This is a genomic window from Stygiolobus sp. CP859M, from assembly GCF_037389975.1.
GTDB lineage: Archaea > Thermoproteota > Thermoprotei_A > Sulfolobales > Sulfolobaceae > Stygiolobus.
Genome location: NZ_JBBHKS010000016.1, coordinates 1 through 22,790 on the forward strand (window position 1 = coordinate 1; position 22,790 = coordinate 22,790).

Here is a 22,790-nt window from a genome sequence, read left to right on the forward strand (position 1 = left end):
TGCAGAGGCTACGGTCTCCCTAGAGTAAAACCTCGGGCTAAGGTTAATATACTCCATTAAAATTAGTATAATTTGGGTGAGCACGGGAACCTTCCACCTAGTTCCCGTAATCTCACCTCCAGGTAATACCTCCCGTGCTCACCCTAAAAAAGTATTATCATCAACGTTCTATTAATAAAGCACAAACAATTCAAATAATTCATTTTAGATTAACAAAATTGTTGTCCACACTCAGATAGCGTCGTCGTTAAGTTATTTATATTTGTATAATGAGTATTACTTATGGGTAGGAAGCCTATATTTAGGCAAGACGTTTCTTGTCCCTCTTGTGGTAGTCATCATGTTGTTAAGTGTGATAAGCCTTTGGGTAGGCAGAAGTTTTTGTGTAGGGATTGTGGTAAGTACTTCTTGGGTGATATTATTTACCATTCTAGGAAGTTAAGGGAGGAGGCTTTGAAAATGCTAATGGTATGAGTATGAGGGCTATTTCTAGGGTGCTTAACGTACCTCTTGGTACTGTTTTCACTTGGATTAAGCGTTATGGTAGGAAAAAGTATGAGAAGTTGGTTGAGTTGTGGGGTAGGGCTAAGGATTCAGTTAAGGGTAAGGTTGTTGCTAAGGTTGTTGATGAGATGTGGACTTACTTGTACAAGAATGCTAGGGCTTTTTACAAGTGGGTTTTCACTTGTTACGTGTACACGAAGCTGGGAGTATACCTCATTTACTCTGTGGGGGATAGGGATGAGAGAACTTTCCGTGAGGTCAAAAAGTATTTGCCTGAAGAGGGGGTGAGCGATGATTATAACTTGTACTTCTGGTTGAAAGACCACACGGTTGTCTCGCCGGTTAACCCGAACGAGTCCTTCCATTCCTCATTAAGGGATAGGCTAATTAGATTCAAGAGAGCAACGAAGGCAGTAAATAGGAGCATTTGTAGCATGATGTACTCCATAGCCCTAGTCTTATGGGAGAGAAGGTTAATCCCAGAATTTGTAGCTTAACGACGACACTATCTCCACACTCATAATCTCCATTAGATAATGGAGGGTTTAATAAAATACTTTCTATGTAAGCTATTGTTAGTATTTCTTTTAATATTTAATTTATAAGCTATAGGAATGGAAATTAAATTACCTAGACTACCTAAAAGAAGAATATACTCCCATCCTACATAATAGTATAATAAACCACCCAGTATAGGCCCTATGACCCAACCTAAATTAATTCCAGCTCTAAACCTGGAAAAAGATAATAAAAGATCTTTTACAGAGCAAGAACTCAGAGCACCAATGGCCGTAGAAGATGAAGTAATATATAAGAAATTAAGGAATGCTTGAATACTTAGTATTATTATCCCTTCTATGCCACTAGTTAAAAAGAAGCCTAAAAATAATACTGTGGAAGTTGAAAATAATGAGATTATAATAGTATTTCTTGACCTGATACTGTCAGTTAAATGACCGGCTAAAATGTAGGATATTACTAATATGGGATAACCAAGAGAGTAAAAATATAATAACTAATAGTGTTGATAAATGATAAAAATCATAAAGAGCTATTCCAGTATAAGTCCATATTGCTGTTAGAGATGAAAATCTTATAACATTTAAGGAAAAAATAATCTTATCTTTCTTAAAAGTTCATCTAATGGATGATTTATAAATCCACCAAAAATTTTCACTAATATATAGTTGAGCGTGATCTTGAGTAGACATATTCTAGACATTAATCGATCTCTATTTATTTGTAGGTAGGAGGCGTATTACATCAATGTTTACCAATTTTAAGTACTCACCGCTACATTCCGTGAGCGTATTAAAAATCAATAAGAAAATTTTCAACTGATAGTAAATGTTTCTGATATTTCAATTTACCCAAGTTATGGAGGTCATTTGGCTCACCGTGTGTGATGGTTCCAACGGTGGTTTTATGTTGAATAGGATTCGCGAGACTTACTAAAACTCCTCATAAACGTCTATGAATTTCTCGTACCAGTTCCTATATTCACTTTTTGTTACTATGTGGAATTCGAATGGATCTCCTATGTCTAATTCTCTCTCGATAATGACCTCAATGTTTACTTTATCCCATACGCTTTTAGCCCTATCAGTGATTATTAGTACGTCTACATCACTATCATCTCTATAATCCCCCCTTGCAACAGAGCCGAAAAGTATTACCCTACACTCGGGATCCACCTTTTTAACGCAGACCTCTTTAATTAACTTCACGTAACGCCTAGCGTTATCAAGGAATTCTTTCCTCTTATCCCACTTCCTTTTAAGATATTCCCAGCTCATTAAATATCACCTCTACAACGTTTAACGCTTTTTCAACAGCCTCTTTATCGTAATTAGTAGGTAAATATCTTGAGGCAATATAAGCTTGTTTTAACAAATCTAAGGTAGAGATTTCTGCGTTTAAGACCTCTTTAAGCTTCTTGTTCTCCGTAAGCTCTATAATTCTCTTCAATAAGTCTACTATGTCATGCGTTTTTGGGAAAGAACCCGTTAATTTGGAAATGTAGTATTTTAGACCTAGCTGTAACGCCTGCTCTAATGAAAATAATGCCAAATTATACCTACCATCACGTAGTAGAAGCTTGGCGTAATTTAAGAAATCCAGTGCATTATTTTTTAAGAACTCCATAATTTATAAAACTGTATAGGACTTATAAATCATTATCCTATTTAGGATGTGGATAACAATTCTTTATAAATCATATGAAATTTGTTTTTAACTTGTCGTTAGGTTCATGCGAGAAATCCTCTAAATCACAAGAGTTTTCTGAATTCGATACTTGTAACCCATTACTTCTCGTTTAAAACCCTCTTAGCCTCTTCCAACATTTCCTTAACTCTATTTAGATATGAGGTGATATCAGAAGTCGTTAACTTAACTCCATGAAAGCTCCACACGTGGAGGAAATACGCGCTACTCTACCCGTCCAATACTCAAATACCTAGCTTGGTTGATAAAGTACTTGAAGCCTTACCGAGCGTATAAATATACCACCTACCCTCCTTAACGGCTCGCTGATACTCAGATAAATTAAACTTCTCTGAAAGGGCCTTAACTACCTCTTCTGCTGCTTTATAAGCCTTTTCAGAAGCTTGAACCGCATCACCCTTATCTAAATACTTAAAGGCTTCAGCCATATACTTCTCAGCCAACTCAATTCTGAACTTTATGCTCTCTTTAAGGTCAACACGGGACAAAGCTGAAAGTATTAACTCCTCGACGTCAATGCCCTTTTCCTCAGCCCTCTTTATTAACTCCTCCATAAGTTAAAATCTCCCAAAGAGATTAAAAAACTACAGAATGTCAAACTTACAGAGGAAGGGTTAATAAAGCGGAAAGTCTAAAAGTATAACCAGATCCATGCCTCTTGGTCACCTAGCCCTTATTTGGCAAACTATGGGCAACGTTATAGTTAACCAGAATTATGATGCTATTAATAAATCTCTCTAGATAATGAAGTGATGCCTTTCCTCTTTTTTCGAAAAGGTTTATAAAAACCCAGAGTTACTTGCCTTTATGCGTAAAACAATTATAGCGTTAATTGCTTTAACTCTTGTAATTTTAGCTTCTCTATTCTTTTTTTTTTATATAGGTATTAAGACGGAAAAGAGTATACAGAAGAGTTTAAGTACTACTACAACTGCGAAGGCTACGGAAACACAGCCCTTAGTAATTACTTGTAATGGAATAGAGGAGAAAGTGTCCTTGGGGTTTGACGGAGAATACTATGTCTTCGTAAACTTTACTAACGTTGGTCAAAAACCCATTGTAATACATACTATCAGCCTGTTTTCACCTAATTCCACAATTACTGGATCCTCCCTCCTGGCAGTTCCATTCACAATAAAAATATTAGACTTAAACAACGGAAAAACTTACGCGTTGTTTCCTTCAGGGCTATGGTCGTTATTCGTTAAAGTCATAAACTTCACGTTTTTCCCTGGTGAGACGATTTGGTTTAAGTATATGATATATTACGTTTGCAACACGAACTTCTCTATATTTTCTCCCTTGCATACTCACATTTAGTAGTATTACCGCTAGGAGAACATAAACTCTTAATTAATTCCTCTCTTACAAACACTACAATATGCTTACCTTTTAATGTTAGTATACCTTTAGGAGATTATGTTTTTGGCAAAAATAATACAATTTACGCAATATTACCACCTAACGTATCACAAGTTGAAATAAACGGAATCATTTCGAAAGTTGTTTTTCTAGGTAATTTCACCTATGAAGTGGTAAATTCGCAAGAGATATTGAATAACCTTGGATTGAATAGCACTGGAAATTCCACCGCGGTGGTACCAATGGAGATAAACGTATGGATTAACGGTAAGGAGTACAGCCTGTATGTTATAGGTATTTCGTATACTCCTAGACTTATTTAACCGATTAAGAAGTTATGCCTTTTCAACTCATAATTCTTTTATTAATCCGATAAAACACACAATATCCTTTGAAGGGTAAACCAGTGTAGCTATAGTATCACCTATATACAGTCGCCAATTTCCGTAGACCTTTAATGAATCGTAGAGTTCTAAGCCTAGATAACGCTACGAGATACTCTCTAAAAGAACGTAAAATGTTGGGAATGCAGATGAGTTAAGAAAGGAATACTGCTAAACCGGTGACTCCTAACCCTATCGTCTGTTGCATCCCAAAAGGGATTGAAAGGTATAGTTAACGGCGTAAAAGTGGTGTAAGCTATTATGTGTTGCATCCCGCCTACTGTAAAGCTCGTAATTTTTGTAAGAAAATCGAAGATTCCGTAAGTAGTTTTTAGATGTTTTGTGGATTACTCATTAATTTCCATTAAAATTAAGCGTGAATTTAAAAGCAGTGTAATTTCTAGACAATAAACTACTCATGTTTTCGTATATATCCTTTCATCATTAGCTTTGATAAAGAGACCTGCAAAACCCTTCGGGTAAAACTTATATTAGTGGGTATCACCTAGGGTAATTATGAAGAAGGAGTTTATACTAAAGATTGACGATAGAGGTAGAATAACGATACCTAAAGAGGTTAGAGAATTATTAAAAAGCAAGAGACTTAAGTTAAAAATAGAAGATGGAAAAATAATACTGGAGCCCGTGGTATTAGATGTTAACAAGTATTATGGTATATTTAAGAAGGATATAGGAAATGAAGACATAGATGAGATATTGAATAAAGCACTAGCAGAGGTATTATTAAATGACAAACAAGGGAAAATATTTTGACGTAAATGTGTTTGTATATTACCTTACTGGGGATAAAACTTACGGCGAAAGAGCAAAAAATTGGTTAAGCATGGAAGACTATAAATATACTTCTGTTGTGACTCCATTTTTATTGACCGTCGTATTAGGTAAAATACTTGGTAGGCCATTAAAGGATTACGATTTTATCAAAACAATAAATGAAGCACTGGAGAGCCTAGGAATAGAATACTTAGAACTGCCAGAATGGAGTAAAATTGTGGATAACGTTAAAAGATATGATATAGATCTAGAAGATTCGATACATGTTACGACTGCGTTAAAAACGGGCTCGAAATCATATCTGATGATAGCGAGTTAAAAAAGAAAGTAAAGGCTGAATTTTAGTCAATGAAGATTCTTAATTTATAAAAATGATATAGAGTGTTAAACGTGCTGAGAATTAATGAAAGGAAGAAAAGGTTAATCAAAGGCTTACATAATAGACACATGTCACCCTACAGCGCTGGGCTGTGGCCAAATTAGTCTTTAGACACGTTCACCAGGTTTTCCCATTCTTTTTCCAATTCTTCATTCCAAAAATCATTAAAATATTTCTTAGCATTGTCAATGACAAACTGTACTACGTTTTTTATATCCTTCTCAACCTCTTCTTTATCTTTATAGTTAACTAAATTGGGGTCAAAACCGTTATATGAAAAAGAATGTAAAGATAGGGCTATTCTTACTACTAAACTTACGTTATAGCCTAATTTTTCAAGATCATATGAAACTCCTATAAGACCCGTTGTTGGGACAGAATAACCTATTCTCTCATACCATTCTTTTTCCTTTTCAGGCTTGTTCTGAATTATTTTATCAAAATCCTTTACAATTAATGCACTTATAAATGACTTTAAGGAGATAAAAGCCTTAGACGACGCGTTAGTTAAAAGCCCTCTTTTCAACATTTCTAACGCCGACCTACTTTCGACTAAACTTTCCATAACTTTCATGTGGATATAAGATTTGGGATTTTCTTTGTAATCTGATACCTCGTACACAATATCATTATTCTGAATCTCCTAATAATACGTTTTACTGACGTTTATGACCAGAGACTTTTAGTTATTTTTGCCTAGATGCTCAAAATAATAAAAAACGATCTAAATGAAACTCAACTTTCATATTAACATATAATTTCTTTTAGACTTTGAGTATAGTCTATTGAAAGAGACTTCAGCAGGTGTGAATTAGGAGTCCTACATTCCCTTTCGTTTTCCGGGATAAGCCATGATAGATCTATTTAAGTGACTGTACCTTCTTCATGGCTAGTTATTTCTACATCTTTAATCATAAAGAAGGAGGAGTTTGATGAAGGAATGGAGAAATTAGATGAAAAAATATCTGAACAGAAAAATTCTTAGGTTAACCTTATTATTTTTTATATAAGCTTCTCTGCTTTCTGCGTACAGCTAACTAAAGCATTCCTTAAGTCTAAACTACTACCACAAGGAAGGTAGAGACGAGAAGTGGTCTATTCTAATCTCTTGATAATCATCCTTTTTGTCTTAATAAAAACATCCATATGGGGATGAACTTTACTCCCCCTATCTCGTCTTCGTAGTCCCAAGTTATAACGACTTTTTCCCTCGCCTTTACCTTAATCAACCCCTCAATTTCCCTCTTAGGTATTTCGTCCCTCCCAGAAGCGTAAGTAACTTGAATAGCTTTATCCCCCGTCACAAAGTCTATTTCATAATTATCACCCTTCAAATAAAACAGCTTTACACCGTTCCTTACCAAATGAATTGCTACTAAGTTCTCCATTATCCTACCCGTTGAGTTATCCAACGCTAACGCAGATATGAAACCTGGGTCAACTACGTAAACCTTTTTTGGTGAAGTCATCCCCTCTCTGGGCTTTGTGGTAAACCTCTCTGAGGTGAGTATCACGTAAGCGTTGATGAGACCGTTAAACCACTCCTCAACGGTATTGTTGCTCAGCTTCAACGTTTTAGACAGTCTCGACAGCGAAATCTCATTAGAGTAGTACTTTATGACATTTACCGCGAAAGCTTTGAACATTTCTACCCTCTTAATTTTCAACCTCTGGACGACGTCCTTGTAGACTATATCTGAGAAAATAGAAAAGACAAGGTCCTCAGAGATCTTTAACACTTCCGGAAACCCGCCCACTTTGATGTATTTCTCTAATTCCCTCTTTATCAAACCCTCTGAGGGAGTCGTAAATACTCCTCCGATTTCCTCAATTTTAACACCCTTAAACCTCAAGTACTCAGAAAAAGAGAACGGGAATAATGTAAAGTCAGTATGCCTCCCTGTTAAGGCAGTTGACAGTTCGCCAGAAAGCATCTTGGAATTACTCCCGGTTACGATTACCTTTTTCCCATCCTCCCTTAACCTGTTCACGAATAGTTCCCACCCCTCGACGTTGTGTATTTCATCAAAGAGGAAGTAATTCACATCTCCGAAGAGTTCATATACGGTTTTCTCCAGCTTGTGTAAATCTTCAGTCTTTATCCCTGCTAACCTATCGTCGTCAAAGTTAACGTAACCGAAGTCCTCGTTCCTCAAGAGCATTTCAGCCAGTGTAGATTTCCCGCTCCTCCTAACGCCAAGGATAGCTAAAATGTTCGGATGGTTGAGGTACTTTTTTAAGTCCGGTACGTCCCTCTCTATTATTCTCTCCCTTTCAAATTTTCTTTCCAGCCTAACTTTTTGGTCTACTAGGACTTGTTTTATCTCGCTCATCCCGTGTATATTCTCACCCTACTTTATATAAACTTATGCAGTATAGTGAATAAGCTTAAGGCTTTACTTATGCAGTATAGCGAACAAGAAAAATTGAATAAAAGCCGTGCATATCGATTATAATACAAAAAGTGTTGAAGGTATCAGAATCCAATTTACCAATCTTACGTCGCACGTACGGAAGGCTTATCTGGAGAGGTAAATGGGTTAAGACTTGGTAGCAGATCATTGCAGGATTAACGAAATGGGACAGTTAACATCATTGGCTATGAATTAATGACAATGTAAGGAGAGAGGCACAATTTATCTTCTGTTCTAAGGGGACTCTCACACTTCGTTTCTCCGGAAAAAAGATTTGGAAAAGGCCACGGAAAATATCACCGAAGGAGTAATGATTCTCCCAGCCTCAGAATACTCCCTCAAATATAGAGAACCTACTCCATGACCATTCATTAAGGTACCGTGCGATAATAGTTGGTTTCGTAGTTGCGTCATTTGAGCACTCAGATTCTCATCAATTTTTATAGATTTTTAAAGTAATGACTGTTATTTTAGTTAACATGTAAACACTGTTCAGATTGAAAACGAAACTCGATCCTAATCTATTTATACAATTTGTACTTAATTGGCGAAATTATCACCAGTACTCCCTTATCGAATAAGGGGACTGGATATAGACAAAGCATATATTTCACCTTTTCAAAATATTAATTATGAAAGCCCCGCTAATGTTGGGGATACACACTAAGAAAGGAGATAAGTTATCCCTCTACATACAGATTATCTTTTGGCTAGGGTACGTTTTGGTTGATGTCGGGATTTTCTTGAACAAAATACTTTTATTTGGTGTATTAGCTGCAGCTTTGATGTCAATCTCAATTATCTTAGCCGTAAAGTCATACCCCTATCTACACTTCAGAATAACACCAGAACGGGTTGAGGTAGGTAAGTTGAAGATACCTTTAGACAGAGTAAGAGAGATAAGAGTATTAAGGATTAATGAATCTACAGCGGATTTGAGTATAGTTTATGAAGGAGGAGAGAGGACTATTGAGGATGTGAAAAACTGGAAAGAAGTCTTAGAGACTTTTAAAAGATATAAAGAGAGTGTGATCTGAAGTTCAGGAGGTAATTAAAATATTAACTACAACACCTTGACTTAGCTCAGAGGTACTTCCGATTAATAACGAAAGTTGGATTTTTTAACAAGCAAGGGAACGTCGAATAACTATTATGTTTGTCAACCTAGTTTATTTATCCGTCTATTGCCCTAAATGAGATTATCGAGGTTTCTCGTAGTAAGCTTAAGTGTTTATGCTGATATAAAACGACCGTGATGGTATTAAAGTGGTTAATCTAAATGAGATAAAGTCTCTGACCTTCTCCACTTTTCCTATGATAAGAAATTAGGAGTCCATCGTTAAAGAAACACTCACAGCCGGGTTGGAAGTCAGTTCCTCTTAGTTTACAATCAATAATTCTAACCTTGTAGAAATAAAAGTGAATCTTGAGGAACTATATCACTAACAGAGCCATCACTAAACTTGTTGCTAAGGTCTCGAACACAGTCAAGAGAGAGGTGGAAAAGTATATTTAGTAGAAAAGTATACTTTATCTCGTGGTAACTACAATAAAAGTCAAAGACAAGACAAAGCTCGACCTTGAAAATTTAAGGGCTGAGATTTTGCTGAAGTCAAATACTAAGCTGACTTTGGAAGAACTGCAAGACTACCTTATATCCTTTGCAATTGATAATAAGGAGTCATTTTTTGAGTATGTGATGAAAAATTTCAAAAGGAAAAATTATGAGAAAATGAAGGAAGCTATAAAGGATTGGGGTATTGATACTAGTAATATTGACGTCGACAGTGTGATATATGATAATCCTTGACACGAGTTTCCTAATAGCTTTTTACAATAAGAGGGATTCCAGACATAGAGAGGCCCTGAAGATCTTCGACGAGATAGCCAACGATAAGCTAGTTATTTCAAATTATATCTTCGACGAGGTAGTCACCTTTTTAAGGGCTAAGGTGCCATGGATAGCTCAAGAGGTAGGTGAGAATATTTTGGAGAACTTGGACGTGATAAGAGTTAATGATGAGGACTTTAAAACAGCGTGGGAACTGTTTAACAAGTTTGATGAATTAAGTTTTACTGACTGTACCACTTTGTCCCTCTCGAAGAGGCTAAAAATTAAGAGGGTAGTGACCTTTGATCAATCGCTAACAAGAGCATTTGAAAAGATTAATAAGAAATAGCTGAGTTCGAGAAAAGGCACTTTAACTTAAGACGGCGATTCGATACTGCTTCTGAAAAGGCATATAAGGTCGTTAAGGAAGTTATTAAAGCCTTATCAGAGAAGTTTGATTTGCCCCTCTTCAATTACTCCCGTCCTTAGCCATATATTTCCTAGCGAGGGTAAGTCTAAGCTTAATTCCCTCTTTAGGGTCTTTCCTTGACATCGCTGTAATTATTAAATCCTCGGCATCAATCCCCATCTCTTCAGCTCTTTTTATCAACTCTTCCATCATATAAATTACGTAGTTAAGGTCTAAAATACACCTAACCGATTTGCACAACAAGAGTTTCACGATTCATTACGTCGGCTACAAAAACTTCTCACGATTATCGTTTAGGCTATGTCCCTCGGAGTTTCCGTGAACATTGACTCTTAAGCTTTTCTAGGTCAAATGGTTTTTAATTATTGTTAACTAGTATTTCTTATGGAGGAGTTGATAAAGAAGGCAGAAGATATGGGAATTAACGTTGAAGATATACTGATAAGCTTGATTAGTAAGAACGACCCTAAAGAGGAAATAAAGCTTAGGCTTGACCTAGCCAAAAGGTATATGAGGGAATGTGAGGAGTACTTAAGTAAGGGTAACGCAATTCAGGCTTCTGAGAAGGCTTATAAAGTCGCGGAAGAGTTGATAAAAGCTTTAGCCGAGAAGTTCAACCTGGAGGAATACCAAAAGACCTTAAGGGAGGGTAGGTGGTATACATATCTCCTTGTGTCGGCTTCTAGTAAGCTCTCCCAGAAATTGGGGGACTGGGTATTGTCGGGCTGGGATGCTGGTTACTCACTTCATGTATGGGGTTTTCATGAGGCGAAGCTTACAGTAAGTGATATAATACCGAGAGTGGAAAAGGTTAGAAAAATGCTAGAGGAAAGCGAAAAAATACTTACCAACAATTAGTCTTTGACCACCTAAGTCGGGCATACCCAAAGGATGTATCTCCTTGAAGTATATGGGATTAAATCCTGATTTCTTCAAGTATTGGTAAGATTAACGTGATTCGCACCAGCTTAAGGTTAATTTTTCGTAACGTCATGAAAATGTACTTGGTAGGGTTGCTGAAATACTATGTTGGAATTTCACGTAGTTTCGTTGCTTAAACACCTAGTATTCATACATCATTATATGCCTGGATACAATTACTCTAGCTGAAACTGCATTAGAAGACCATAATCCCTAAGATTATCCGTGAGTACCTAAGTACCCATTAACTAGTGCTTATGTTTACGAAGTTTAAGGTAATAATAGTACATGATTGGAAGATGAGCCTAAAGGTGCTGTAAATACCTTAAATTTAGTAAACTTGTCTAAAAGTTAAAAAAAAATAAAGGAAATGAAATGGGATAGGATAAAGATCAACGGTTGTGTACTTTAAAATCAATATACCTAACCTATTAGCCTCCTTATTTTTATTATGGAGAGAGCAAAACACTCATATCATGATAAAAGTTAAGAGAGTTTACGATCCTTTAGAAAAGGATGATGGAATAAGGATTTTAGTAGACAGGTTGTGGCCTAGAGGTATCAGGAGAAGCCAAATAGACGTTTGGCTCAAGGACGTAGCCCCTAGTGATGAACTAAGGAGATGGTATAATCACGAACCTGATAAATGGGAGGAGTTTAAAAGGAGGTACTTTGAGGAACTCAGTAGAAATCCTAAGGTTGAAATACTCTTACAGTTAATTAAAAAGGGGAATAATGTAACCTTACTTTATGCCTCGAAATCTCCCTACAATAATGCGGTGGCGTTAAGAGAGTATTTAGAGAAGGTATTAAAGGTTTGAACTCCATTCTATAGGTCATGTATAGAACCCCCTTTGAAGTAACATTACTAGTAGAGGATCACCCTTGTGAAGTAATGAATGTAATATCATTAACGGGACTTAAGGCGAGTGTGGAGAACGTTAAGTTAGGAGAACAGACTACGGATCATATAGTTAGTTTCGAAAAGGAGATAGGGAAGAATGAAGTCCTAAAATTAAAGTCAAATAGCGTTAAAGTGCTAAAAACTCAGTGAAACTAAAGTATGGGTGAGAACTAGTGGATGTGCGGTATGCAGGATACTTTATACTTCTGATGTAGTTGTAGAAAAAATAAAAGTACTAAAAGAAAGGACTTTACTCTACACTTTACTTGTACCTGCTAGCTCATCATTTAAAGAATTTTTAACCAAATTATCGAAAGAAGGAGTAAAAGTAACAGTCTTGAACGTCTCGGAGATATCTGGCGCAGAACTAACTAAGAGGCAGATGGAAATTCTCCAATTAGCATACAAGCTAGGCTATTTTAATGACGAAAGGGGTATTACATTATCTCAGTTAGCGGATAAGTTGGGAATAAGTGCTCCGACTTTGGAGGAGATATTAAGGAGAGCTCTTAGAAAAGTTGTAAAGTATTATTTGGATAAACACTGATATAATTGAAAAATGATGACATTAACTAAAAAATCATCTATTACTATACGTACTTAACAATCCTTTCCTAACATGACCATGTAAATTACTCAGGTCTCTATTACGAGAAATAGTTCTACAGGCTGAACAAGTGACAGAATTACTATGGGAAGGAGGCAAAGAAGAAATCGTATCAAGGAAGTTATGGGGAGTTTTATTGGCTAAGTATACGAGGAATTTTGAAGCCCTCTGAACATTATGTAAACATCTGGGGACTTTACTAAGGGGGTATTCGAGAGTCTACATGCGTTTTATGGCTAAAATTTTATGGTGTCTAGGAGTTGATTGAAATGCTATGTATAACTCCCGACTATTTAAGGTCTGGATAGCCTAAAACGTTAGGTGTGTTTTATTAAAATGCCCCCGTTATAAAGGATGTTGTATGGAAGTCATCACAGTTGTATCCGTGTGCGATTCGATATCTGGCGATGAACTCGTCCCATCAGTTATTAATGCTCTTCAGAAGAGGGTCTTAATTAGACCTCCTCATGCTTCGTGTTTGATATTAAATTTAGAACAGTTGGTAAAAGTCTACATACGTTCACGGATTATCACTACCGGTTTTCCTATTATCTACATCTTTCCAAGGTATGGGATTCTATTGTTTTATACTTACTTAAAGCAGGTGATTAAATGAAAATGAGAGTGAGAAATCACGCCTTATACTTCATAGGAATCTTGTCTTATGTAGTTTCGTTAATTCCATTCTTTGGAGTTAACGTAACCAGAGCTCTACTGTTGATCCCAGTAATAGCATATACTCTGCCTATACTTGAGCACTTACAACCTAAAATCATGACTTTAAAGATTGACTATAAGGATATACTGTTAATACTTTTAGCTGCAATTCCCTATATTTTTGTGGAAATTAATAATGTAATAATGTATATAATTGTACCAATAGTGTTATTAATAGTAACATTGACTTTCTATTTTAATAAAAATACGTTGTGGGGAAACGTTCTTGGCACGACATTTGTAGCCTCATTATCCCTAGTTTGGGCTTTATTTGAGGGCAACCAGTTTCTTATACCCGATATTTATTGGATATTATATATATTCGCAGGGGCCCTATACGTAGAATATAAGATACCTTATAGGAGACTCGATAAATCAATAGTCCAAGCATCTTGGATATTATCGTTAGTAATACTTACTTTGATTAGCTTAAACACTCCCCTATTACTTGTGTCGTTGATAGAACCTTCAACGAGGTTTTTAAGACCCGGAGAAAAGTTAAAATCACCTAAAGAAATAACACTTCTCGGCTGGAAGAATTCTAAAAGGGATGTGATCTTTGTGGTCTTATTAATATTATTGTCCTTGTTATCACTTCTCCACTATTAATTAGTAATCACGAATATTGTAATACCATTCGAATACGTGAAATAGGTACCTTTCTACCCTTAAAACAGTTAAAGACAAAATAGATGATGCACAAAACATGTGAGAATCTCCTCTCCGTAAAACAAGGGAATTAGTCCCAAGTTAATCCATAATAAATATTGACACGGTAGAAATAAAAATACTTTATCTCAATATTTTTATAATGTTGAAACAATGACATAATTAAATCAAAGGAAAATTAAACATTGAGCACTTGTATTATAGTTAAAACTAACAACGATAAGAATGATAGATTAAAAGGAGAGGTGGTAACTGGTTGACGACAAGGAGTTTTACCCTTAAAGATTTTATAAGACTATATATTACTTTATATACTTTATATACTTTTCATCAAAGAATTTATAAGCTACGACAGCTAATATTTGTCGTGACAGTCATTAGCGTAGACTTAGGGGACACATTAGTCGCCTTCACGCCGAGGAGGTATGAACTTATATATGAAATCCTTAAGGACCACGGTTATACATTCTCGCTGAGGAAAGTCTATAGAGCTTATGTAAAAGTAATGGCTAAACACAATTTTCCCGACGAGAACGGAGTTAACCCCTTCGATGTAAGGGATTTCCTCTACGAACTGGGCATAAAGCCCACTGATGAAAAACTGATAATGGAAATTAATGGGATTAAGAGAGGAGACGAATATTTCCTCTTAGAGGACGCGGAGGATTTCTTAGAGTGGGCTAAGAGTAAGGGATACAAAATTGTTCTGGTGTCTAACGCTACGCCTAGGGCTAAAAAAGTAGTCGAAGAATTGGGTTTGAACAAGTACTTTACTCAAACAATCTTTTCTTTTGAAGTGGGGTTAGTGAAACCAAACCCTAAGATATTCAGTATAGTTACTAGCAGAGTAGGAATCCCGATATACCATGTGGGTGATATAATGGAAATGGATTATGCGGGGGCTGAGAGGAGCGGACTCAGAGGGGTCTTGCTAAACAGATTTGGTTTTTACGATTTCGGGGTAAAAAGCTTAAAGGATTTAACAAAAGACTAAGGTAATTTCTCTACGTATGCACGTCAGATAAATGCCAATTAAACAAGCTTGCTCAGAAATTTTATGTCTAACTATGTGCTATTATAGAATTCCTTTTTCTGATTTATACTTTACTTCTCTGAGCTCAAAACCTTAATTCTCCTATATCTTCTCCTAGAATTATCTACTAGCTCTATCGATATTCTACGTTCAATAGTTATATACTTCTAGTCTTCTTTTAAACGCTTCTTTAAAATTTAACTATAAGATTGTAGAATTTATTATTTTTACCAATACTTGAAAAGCAGACTGGAAATTAAAAATTAAAATACTAATTACTCTCCTTCTACAATGAAATCTATATCTTTCTCGGTTTCAGTGCTAACGTCTTTCATTCTCTAAAAACAGCTACCTCTTATACTTAGGATCGTCGTAAATTATTATATCCTTTAACTTATCAACGTTCTCTTTCGTCATTCTTTCAATTTTCTCCTTAAGGTTTAATCCGTCGTATAAGATCCTATAACCATAATAAAACATGTGAGTTAACTTCAGATTACGATCATTAACTTCCTCTGGTTTCATTACCACAATATCTACTGGGAAGTAGGGTCTAGTAGTTTGGTAAATTTCGATACTCTTATGCAAAGGGTTTTCACAGCTCACAAATACTATTATATCAAAATCACTGTTAGGCCTATTCTTTCCCCCTAGCTCTACTACCGAATAATACTATGGTTGAATCAGGGTAAGCACTTATTAATTTTTGGAGGAAATCGCTGAACTCCCTTTCGTATTCCTCGTTTATTCTCCTCATAAGATCTTCAACCATTCAAAATCGCCTCAGCTTTTTTCTTACAATTTAAAGCATCATTTCTGGAGTAAAAGGACAGTAAGGAATACCTAGAAGAAATGCAATGGGGGTTCATTGTACAAGTTAAAATATCGTCTGGAGGATTAAAATATTTTAATAGCTCCACCAGGTTGTGAGTATAAGGATGCTCGTTCCTAGTTATCTCTAGGAGACCTTTAATTGCTAACTCGACGGCTTGATGAAAAAGAAAGCAGGCTAACCAATAATATCCCTTATTTATTGCGTCCTCCGCTGTAGTAAAGCTTTGCTTTCCCTTTTCTATTAGCTCGCTCATGAATGAATATTTACGACTGAGTTTAAATTAATAACATCTTAATAACACCTTTATCAATACAGCAATTTTCTTGACACCTCAGCTGAAATATGGTTCTTCATTTTACTATTGTATTCACGCACTATCTTATAGAATTTTCCTACTTTACTAATAATGGGAAGGTAGGTAAAGGGATCATTTGAAGTAGAAGCTTAACATCACCATATTCGGGTGAAGCATATGTTATTAATGACGAGATTTTATTTCCAGTAGACGGTTTCGATATTATTGTAAATTCGTTAGCTAATCAAGGTTTAGCAGTGCTTTCACAAGTATACCAAAAGGTATCTTATCCCACCGGGATAAACTCATCGATAAGTACTCTATTAATTTCAATAATATCAATTATAGACAACGCCTCCTTTAATTGTTCCTGAGTCATGTTGATACACACTTACAGACTGTTGCAAAGGAATTACAGTAGCACCCATCGTACTCCCTGGAAAAGTTCCAGACCTCAATGAATCAATTACTCCTCCAAGTCCGAGTTATAACACAATGAAACCTATAGTAGTGATGTTTCCCTCGACTAGCCCCAATGAATTAAGGGTAACTGTATATGATTCCTTAAGAGAGGTGTCCGTGGCGGAATTAAAAGTAATTAAAAGTAAGGAAAAGTTACGCCACGGGTAAACACTTATGATGGCAAAAAATGTCTGACTAAAAACCTAAAGCCCACTTCCACACCTTGACTATTCTCACCCCGTTTTCCTCCACTCTCTCTTCATCATCAAAGGTAATAACATACGCTCTCACCTTTTTTCTCTTCATCACCTCCCTTATCCCTTTCATTTCCCTTTCATCGTTTAGCGTATAAGTTACTTGATAAGCTTCCGTCACCTCGTTTTGCTGTAATATTAAAAAGTCCACTTCGTTTTTGCCGTGATAATAGTAAATGGCGTCACCACCGTAACGCCTCCTCAACTCAAGATAGACCAGATTCTCAAGTAGTGAGCCCAAGTTTTGGTTCAGTCTGTAACCTACTACATTCGAGAGCCCGGTGTCAACGCTATACACCTTCCTCTCTCCCCTTACCATCTGGGATAAGGAAGGGGAAAGAGGTCTAACAAAGTGTATTAACATCGAGCTTTCAATGCAAGCCGTAAACCTCTCTACAGTCCTCAGGGGGATTTCCAAAGAGCGTGATACCCTCCTGAGGGAGATTCGGTTACCTACGTTCGAGACGTAAAACAGTGCTAAAGACTTCAGTTTATCTGACCTTTTAATTTTACACTCCTCTATTACGTCTTTGCTGATTATGTCGTCGTAGAGTTGTAACAGTAATTTCTCCTTTACGTCACTGTTAACCACCATGGGGAATCCGCCAAATTTAAGGTATTCCTGAAAAAGGGACTTTATCTCACTGCTTCTGGCTATCACGTCTAATTGTCTCTCCACTTTCACTCCCTTAAAGCTGAGGAATTCCTTAAAAGAGAGCGGTAATACTTCTAGAGAGATGTGTCTGCCCGCTAACACCTCTTTCACTCTACCTTTGTTCACTTTGGACGTTGAGCCTGAGACAGAGATAAAGGCTTCTTTTCTATCTATTAAAGACCTCACAAACCCTTCCCATCCCTTTACCCTTTGAACTTCGTCTAAGAAAATGTAAGGCTTACCTTTTACTCCGGTTTCTTCCTTGTATACGCTAAGCAGATCAAAAAGCTTTCCCCCCTCGTCAATTTCTGCCAACCTCGGATCTTCAAAGTTTATAATAAGAGTGAGAAAAGGGTTTACGCCCTTCTCTTCTACCAGTTTCTTAACCACTTGGTTAAAGATAGTGGACTTCCCGGCTCTTTTTACTCCCACTAGGTCACAAACTATACCTTCATTTAGTACTTGGATCACTTTATCAGTGTAATCTCTGGGAACACCGGTAAATTGAGATTTGTACCAGAAGTTCCAGTCTATCAATGCTTGTATTATTTTCTCTCTATTCACATGTAAAAATAAGGAGAAGAGTATTAAAAGTGAATCACTTGTGAGTCAAAAATAGCGAGAAAGTGAATCACTTGTGAGTCAAAAATAGCGAGAAAGTGAATCACTTGTGAGTCAAAAATAGCGACTTTTTTTCCCTCTTATCACGAGATACAATTAGGTAACGAAACTTCAAATAATAAATGACACGAGAGTTAAGTTATCAGAATGAGGAATACGCTAATTTATGCTTTAAAAATGAGAGTCACCTATATATATATGTACCCAGATACACCCGTCATCGACAGAAACTATCGCAAGAAAGATTGAAAATTTTATTACCTGATCTAAAAGTTACGCGTTGTTTTTACCACACTAAATCAGGATAATGGGTTTTTGACTCATCACTCTAATATTTCCCTTAATTAATCTGTATATTATTCTACTTCCCTTGCAGGAACGATTCCAGTAATTCTTATTAAAGTCTCATATAACGTATATGATGTGAATAAGTCAGTATATATAATAAACTTGGTGTTAGTCACATTATTGTACGTGTGGATAGTGTCTCTTTACCCATTTCCAAACTCATATTTCCTGCTCTATGCCGTTACAAGCGTAATTTTTCTAATAGTTTACGGTAAGAGGAGTAGACTTTCACCATTTATCCCTCTATTCACCTTCTTGTACCCCTTTCTTTATGTAATTACACAAGTAAATAACGTCGCTTACATCCACAATCTGATAACAAGTGAAGCCTATCTTTCTCTGGTTGGTCTCATATCAGGTTTATTAATTGTTTATAAGGGCAATGGAAATAGCGGAATAATTGTCAACGTGATTGGAATTTTCATAGCCTATCTTTACGCAATGATAAACATATTTATTTTTATTTACCCTCCTAATAGCCCTCTACCGTCATATATAATAGAGGCGTTCTTTATAGACCCGTTATTTATAACGGCAACTTTCTCTACAGCTAGAGCCCTCGGTTACGGCATACCGAGAAGGAAAAGTGGTAATTACCAAAATCAACCTCCTCAACCTACCCCTCAAAGTAACCCGCAGACGCCCTATCAACCTATAAACCCTAGCCCTAATCAACCTCCTCAACCTACCCCTCAAAGTAACCCGCAGACGCCCTATCAACCTATAAACCCTAGCCCTCCACCACCCGTGATATTTATCTTTAGAGGACTACCACCTAACTGCTTACCCCTGATTTATGTAAACGGAAGTAAGTATTATCCTAGCGATTACAATCGAGGTGACTATATACTTTACTACCCCTTTGACTGCAATTGGAGAGCAAGCAGGGTAAGTTGCAGTAACATAACTTACATTCCCGATAGGAGAAGTGGTAACGCTACTGTGGGGACTTCAGTAATAATAACTTACAGACCGATAGTCCAACCACAAACCTCACATCAAGGAACTCCATGGTCGTCATCTCAAAATCTGCCCCAAACACCTTCTAAACCGTTAATGGGCAGGAGTTTGAGTAATTGGGATCCTAATGTGTGGATAAACCGCACTCTTTCGGTCTACAAGATAGAGAAGGTGATAGGAGAAGGCGGGAACGGTTACGTATTGAAGGGTGAGTATTCTGGCAAACCTCTGGCTATAAAAGTGCTAAAATTGTACGGAGGTAATCCAGAAGAATTTTTTAGGGATTTAGCTACTGAAGCCTCTAACTTGGTCAATCTTAGCAACCATAAGAACATCGTGAAAATCTATGCTGTTAACGTTGATACATTTGTCATTGATGGTATACTGAAAGGAAGGACTGACTTATATGTGAAAAACCCACCGATGATAGTCATGGAGTACATGGGCGGGGGTACACTAAAGGACTTGTTAGACGAGGACTTGTTCTATTACAGCTCTAAGTGGCAACGGAATGTGTTAAGAGCTATATGCGGAGTTGCAGAAGCCTTGGGTTACATACACTCTCAGGGTTTCGTCCATATGGACGTCAAACCCCAAAACATCTTTCTGAGCGAGAGACCTAAAGACCCGTCTGAACTGAACAAAGTGACATTTAAGCTAGGTGACCTCGGGAGTGCTGTAAGGATTAACGGTAAAGTCAAGCAAATCACTCCTGAGTATTCTCCACCTGAAGTCTTTCTGGAGCCGGCAAGACCTTACTTTGATATTTACGCGTTGGGAATGACAGCTTACGTACTACTTACAAGAAAAATAGATAGACCTGACCTGAACGAGATGAAAAATGCTACAGACTGTTACATAAAGAGAGACACCAACTGTGTGAGGAGCGAGGTTGAAAACGCGAGGATGAAATTAATGTATTGGAATGTAAATGTAGACCCGAAAATAGACCCGCTCCTGAAGTCCATGCTCTCAATAGAATCCCTGAGAAGGCCTACAGCCAGAGAAGTAATTGACATGATAAAAAAGATAGATCCTACCATTTGTTCCTAGTCAATTCTAATATAAAACATTCTAGACGTGAAGACACACTCTAGAGTACAAATTGTTAACTAGGAAGGTCTGGTGAGAAAACGTAGAGTCAAGGCGAACTAGAACTCCTGCAATTGAAATAATCTTTTTAGATGATATTCTTCTCTCTCTACAAAGCTGACAATGAAGAAAATATGGATTATTTAATAGATGAAAATAGTATTAACAAGGTAAAATATTTGCTAAATATAAGTAATATACTACAATCTGATTCCTATCAATTTAAAACTTTAAATGGCTAAAGTGGATCGAGTAGGCTGAATATGATCCGCTCAGAGATCAAGGAGAGGTATATGCTAATAAACTAGCCAAAAACGGAGTCGAGACAGTTTCCACAAGATTCAACGGTATGGTCTATGGATTTCTAACTGTACCCGACATAGTAAGTCTGCTATAAGGATAATTGGCTCAACTTTAAAGGATGCTCTCTATAGTTAAGTGTGGAATGATTAAAGTTATTCTGTTTTTAGTGTTGTTTTTTAAACCCATACGTGAAACATGTAGGTTAACAAGTAACTAAAGAAATGTTAAAATCTTCATCCCTATACCAAATTTATTATCTAAAATTTCAGTAATGCCAGACAATATACATACATTTTCTACCTATAACTCAAGTGTTAACGCTTAAAGTTAATATTGTTTATGAAATCTTAATAATCTTCTCTCCTCTCTACCCTTTTTTCTTTGTCTCTTCGGTATATTAAAGAACATCTCTACCTGTTATATATTTAGCGCGTAGTATTCAGCAAAGGTATTTGGTCTTCACACAAAAGTCACGAGAACCCTAACAAAATTTTTTATCTGATATGAATTTTAAAACTTTTAATGAAGATAAAAATAATCTCACTGGACTTAGGCGACACTTTAATATACAACAGACCGTGGGGTTACGAAGTAATATCACAAGCACTCAAGGACTTAGGCTACGATATACCTGCAAAAAAGCTCTTCAGAGTTTCAGCTAAGATAAGAGGCAAAAAATTAGAACCTAACCCTAACGGAAATAACACACCTTCGTTAAGGGAGATATTTAACGAATTAGGGCTTAAACTGAGTGACAAAGACATAGAGAAAATTGAGGAAGCGAGGAAGAACGCTGAAAAAGAAGTTCTGATGTACGATGATGTTATAGAGTTTTTAGAGGCCGTTAAGTCTTTAGGGTTAAAGACCGTACTCATAAGCAATGCTGCAAATAACGGCAAGGCTAAGAAATACCTAGAGACGTTCGGTCTAAGGAAATACTTTGACAAGGCAGTCTTTTCCTTTGAAGTAGGAAAAGTAAAACCTAATCCTGATATATTCAAGCTAGCCATACCTGAGGGTAGAGGCAGAGCTCTTCATTTAGGAGACATTTATGAAGTGGATGTGATAGGAGCGATTAATGCGGGACTTCGAGGTGCTCTATTAGATAGAAGAGACGCCTACGATGAAATTAGTGAAAAGTACTCTAACTTAAGGAAAGTCCTTAAGGAAATAGAAAAAGAGAGTGTCTTGGTAGAGAAAGAAAGATGAATAGACTTTACATGTAGATAACATTGTCAAAGTCCTAAAGAAAAAGGTCTTAAAACTATGCAATCCGTGATCATACCGTATCTGACTCCTCACTACCTTGGAAGAGCAGGGGTTCCCCTCTCATCGTTCCTATCATTGATTCGGGTTTACATTTGGTGGGCAGTCGAGATAGCCATAACTCCCCCACATGAAAAGAGGGATCTTATCCATAACGTCCAGTACCTCAAAGAGATACTAAATGCCCCTCTCACAGTCTCATTAAGCCCTAACTGAGGAGCTTCCGGTATAAAAACTTTCCTTAAAAATTGAGCATAGTCTACACTACTTACGCCATGAAACCTGCTTTACTCACTAGCGTTAAACTGCTTATTTTAGTACAACTAATTTATCTTTTGATACGTCTATTCCCGAACTGGGGGCCTCCACTTACACTCACCCTTATGTTTTATTCGGGCTTTTTGCCCAACTTCCGGTCCGAGTTGGAGGCGGCCAAGCTCCCCATCGGGCTTTAAGCCCAAGGAGCGTCACGGCCTGAACCCCAGTCAGATCTGTATTACCCAGATCTGACTAATATGTTTTAT

Annotated in this window: 25 protein-coding genes and 5 pseudogenes; 18 read left to right on the forward strand and 12 right to left on the reverse strand. The window is 36.7% G+C overall.

Going from position 1 to position 22,790, the window contains the following annotated elements:
- Positions 1-111, reverse strand: a pseudogene (locus WIW72_RS06685) (IS6 family transposase); the annotation flags it as partial.
- Positions 112-282: 171 nt separating this feature from the next.
- Between WIW72_RS06685 and WIW72_RS06690 the strand changes: the two are divergent.
- Positions 283-1,001 (forward strand): IS1/IS1595 family N-terminal zinc-binding domain-containing protein gene (locus WIW72_RS06690; RefSeq protein ID WP_443294894.1). Its coding sequence is split into 2 segments: positions 283-465 and positions 468-1,001, totalling 717 coding nucleotides; codons are not numbered across the junction.
- 32 nt (positions 1,002-1,033) lie between these two features.
- Here the strand turns inward: WIW72_RS06690 and WIW72_RS06695 are convergent.
- The 4 genes and pseudogenes from WIW72_RS06695 to WIW72_RS06710 all read right to left on the reverse strand — a co-directional run bounded on the left by WIW72_RS06695 (position 1,034) and on the right by WIW72_RS06710 (position 3,284).
- Positions 1,034-1,489, reverse strand: coding sequence for an MFS transporter (locus tag WIW72_RS06695; RefSeq protein ID WP_337702653.1), 456 nt, complete (start codon positions 1,487-1,489; stop codon positions 1,034-1,036).
- 466 nt (positions 1,490-1,955) lie between these two features.
- Complete coding sequence (locus tag WIW72_RS06700) at positions 1,956-2,300, reverse strand: nucleotidyltransferase domain-containing protein (protein WP_337702605.1); 345 nt, start codon at positions 2,298-2,300, stop codon at positions 1,956-1,958.
- Entirely contained in the window at positions 2,281-2,649 is a 369-nt protein-coding gene (locus WIW72_RS06705; protein WP_337702607.1) for a HEPN domain-containing protein, read from the reverse strand. The genes WIW72_RS06700 and WIW72_RS06705 overlap by 20 nt, the downstream gene beginning before the upstream one ends.
- 161 nt (positions 2,650-2,810) lie before the next feature.
- Positions 2,811-3,284, reverse strand: a pseudogene (locus WIW72_RS06710) (PaREP1 family protein).
- A 253-nt stretch (positions 3,285-3,537) separates the two neighbouring features.
- On the opposite strand from WIW72_RS06710, the gene WIW72_RS06715 reads away from it, so the two are divergent.
- From WIW72_RS06715 to WIW72_RS06730, 4 genes are all read left to right on the forward strand, one after another.
- On the forward strand, positions 3,538-4,050 hold the full coding sequence (locus WIW72_RS06715; RefSeq protein WP_337721308.1) for a hypothetical protein: 513 nt from the start codon (positions 3,538-3,540) through the stop codon (positions 4,048-4,050).
- The gene (locus WIW72_RS06720; protein ID WP_337721309.1) at positions 4,002-4,415 is read left to right on the forward strand and encodes a hypothetical protein; all 414 of its coding nucleotides are present in this window, start codon (positions 4,002-4,004) and stop codon (positions 4,413-4,415) included. Before WIW72_RS06715 ends, WIW72_RS06720 begins: the two co-directional genes overlap by 49 nt.
- Before the next feature lie 576 nt (positions 4,416-4,991).
- On the forward strand, positions 4,992-5,249 hold the full coding sequence (locus tag WIW72_RS06725; RefSeq protein ID WP_337721310.1) for an AbrB/MazE/SpoVT family DNA-binding domain-containing protein: 258 nt from the start codon (positions 4,992-4,994) through the stop codon (positions 5,247-5,249).
- Entirely contained in the window at positions 5,224-5,589 is a 366-nt protein-coding gene (locus tag WIW72_RS06730; RefSeq protein ID WP_337721311.1) for a type II toxin-antitoxin system VapC family toxin, read from the forward strand. The genes WIW72_RS06725 and WIW72_RS06730 overlap by 26 nt, the downstream gene beginning before the upstream one ends.
- A 160-nt stretch (positions 5,590-5,749) precedes the next feature.
- On the opposite strand, the gene WIW72_RS06735 is transcribed toward WIW72_RS06730, so the two are convergent.
- Both WIW72_RS06735 and WIW72_RS06740 read right to left on the reverse strand, forming a co-directional pair.
- Positions 5,750-6,271 (reverse strand): PaREP1 family protein, encoded by a 522-nt coding sequence (locus tag WIW72_RS06735; protein ID WP_337721312.1) that lies wholly within the window; start codon positions 6,269-6,271, stop codon positions 5,750-5,752.
- Between the two features lie 493 nt (positions 6,272-6,764).
- Positions 6,765-7,982, reverse strand: a complete 1,218-nt coding sequence (locus WIW72_RS06740) for an ATP-binding protein (protein WP_337721313.1) — start codon at positions 7,980-7,982, stop codon at positions 6,765-6,767.
- 713 nt (positions 7,983-8,695) lie between these two features.
- Between WIW72_RS06740 and WIW72_RS06745 the strand changes: the two genes are divergently transcribed.
- From WIW72_RS06745 to WIW72_RS13255, 4 genes are all read left to right on the forward strand, one after another.
- Positions 8,696-9,100, forward strand: coding sequence for a DUF3093 domain-containing protein (locus tag WIW72_RS06745; RefSeq protein WP_337721314.1), 405 nt, complete (start codon positions 8,696-8,698; stop codon positions 9,098-9,100).
- Between the two features lie 500 nt (positions 9,101-9,600).
- Positions 9,601-9,873: a hypothetical protein gene (locus WIW72_RS06750; RefSeq protein WP_337702620.1), complete on the forward strand. Its 273-nt coding sequence runs from the start codon at positions 9,601-9,603 to the stop codon at positions 9,871-9,873.
- Positions 9,860-10,243: a type II toxin-antitoxin system VapC family toxin gene (locus WIW72_RS06755; protein ID WP_337721315.1), complete on the forward strand. Its 384-nt coding sequence runs from the start codon at positions 9,860-9,862 to the stop codon at positions 10,241-10,243. The genes WIW72_RS06750 and WIW72_RS06755 overlap by 14 nt, the downstream gene beginning before the upstream one ends.
- Complete coding sequence (locus WIW72_RS13255) at positions 10,240-10,383, forward strand: PaREP1 family protein (protein ID WP_443294901.1); 144 nt, start codon at positions 10,240-10,242, stop codon at positions 10,381-10,383. Before WIW72_RS06755 ends, WIW72_RS13255 begins: the two co-directional genes overlap by 4 nt.
- On the opposite strand, the pseudogene WIW72_RS06760 reads toward WIW72_RS13255, so the two are convergent.
- Positions 10,379-10,516 (reverse strand): annotated as a pseudogene (locus tag WIW72_RS06760) (PaREP1 family protein); the annotation flags it as partial. The gene WIW72_RS13255 and the pseudogene WIW72_RS06760 overlap by 5 nt on opposite strands.
- Positions 10,517-10,708: 192 nt before the next feature.
- Between WIW72_RS06760 and WIW72_RS06765 the strand changes: the two are divergent.
- The 5 genes and pseudogenes from WIW72_RS06765 (at position 10,709) to WIW72_RS06785 (ending at position 15,136) form a co-directional block, all read left to right on the forward strand.
- Positions 10,709-11,182, forward strand: a complete 474-nt coding sequence (locus WIW72_RS06765) for a PaREP1 family protein (protein WP_337721316.1) — start codon at positions 10,709-10,711, stop codon at positions 11,180-11,182.
- 539 nt (positions 11,183-11,721) lie between these two features.
- Positions 11,722-12,066: a DUF488 domain-containing protein gene (locus WIW72_RS06770; protein WP_337702627.1), complete on the forward strand. Its 345-nt coding sequence runs from the start codon at positions 11,722-11,724 to the stop codon at positions 12,064-12,066.
- Positions 12,067-12,083: 17 nt separating this feature from the next.
- Positions 12,084-12,696, forward strand: a pseudogene (locus tag WIW72_RS06775) (helix-turn-helix domain-containing protein).
- Positions 12,697-13,368: 672 nt separating this feature from the next.
- The gene (locus WIW72_RS06780; RefSeq protein WP_337721317.1) at positions 13,369-14,082 is read left to right on the forward strand and encodes a hypothetical protein; all 714 of its coding nucleotides are present in this window, start codon (positions 13,369-13,371) and stop codon (positions 14,080-14,082) included.
- A 427-nt stretch (positions 14,083-14,509) separates the two neighbouring features.
- The gene (locus WIW72_RS06785; RefSeq protein ID WP_337721318.1) at positions 14,510-15,136 is read left to right on the forward strand and encodes an HAD family hydrolase; all 627 of its coding nucleotides are present in this window, start codon (positions 14,510-14,512) and stop codon (positions 15,134-15,136) included.
- 387 nt (positions 15,137-15,523) lie between these two features.
- On the opposite strand, the gene WIW72_RS06790 is transcribed toward WIW72_RS06785, so the two are convergent.
- The 4 genes from WIW72_RS06790 to WIW72_RS06805 form a co-directional block, all read right to left on the reverse strand.
- Complete coding sequence (locus WIW72_RS06790; RefSeq protein ID WP_337702631.1) at positions 15,524-15,763, reverse strand: hypothetical protein; 240 nt, start codon at positions 15,761-15,763, stop codon at positions 15,524-15,526.
- Positions 15,764-15,812: 49 nt separating this feature from the next.
- A complete protein-coding gene (locus WIW72_RS06795) occupies positions 15,813-15,947 on the reverse strand; it encodes a hypothetical protein (protein WP_337702632.1) in 135 nt (44 codons plus the stop codon).
- Positions 15,940-16,263: a HEPN domain-containing protein gene (locus WIW72_RS06800; RefSeq protein ID WP_337702633.1), complete on the reverse strand. Its 324-nt coding sequence runs from the start codon at positions 16,261-16,263 to the stop codon at positions 15,940-15,942. Before WIW72_RS06800 ends, WIW72_RS06795 begins: the two co-directional genes overlap by 8 nt.
- Positions 16,264-16,962: 699 nt before the next feature.
- Positions 16,963-18,240, reverse strand: coding sequence for an ATP-binding protein (locus tag WIW72_RS06805; protein ID WP_337702635.1), 1,278 nt, complete (start codon positions 18,238-18,240; stop codon positions 16,963-16,965).
- A 480-nt stretch (positions 18,241-18,720) separates the two neighbouring features.
- On the opposite strand from WIW72_RS06805, the gene WIW72_RS06810 reads away from it, so the two are divergent.
- The 4 genes and pseudogenes from WIW72_RS06810 to WIW72_RS06825 all read left to right on the forward strand — a co-directional run bounded on the left by WIW72_RS06810 (position 18,721) and on the right by WIW72_RS06825 (position 22,482).
- A complete protein-coding gene (locus tag WIW72_RS06810) occupies positions 18,721-20,658 on the forward strand; it encodes a protein kinase domain-containing protein (RefSeq protein ID WP_337702637.1) in 1,938 nt (645 codons plus the stop codon).
- Positions 20,659-20,953: 295 nt separating this feature from the next.
- A pseudogene (locus WIW72_RS06815) lies at positions 20,954-21,135 on the forward strand (alpha/beta hydrolase fold domain-containing protein); the annotation flags it as partial.
- Between the two features lie 387 nt (positions 21,136-21,522).
- On the forward strand, positions 21,523-22,209 hold the full coding sequence (locus tag WIW72_RS06820) for an HAD family hydrolase (RefSeq protein WP_337702640.1): 687 nt from the start codon (positions 21,523-21,525) through the stop codon (positions 22,207-22,209).
- Between the two features lie 57 nt (positions 22,210-22,266).
- Positions 22,267-22,482 (forward strand): hypothetical protein, encoded by a 216-nt coding sequence (locus tag WIW72_RS06825; protein WP_337702642.1) that lies wholly within the window; start codon positions 22,267-22,269, stop codon positions 22,480-22,482.
- Positions 22,483-22,790: the final 308 nt, after the last annotated feature.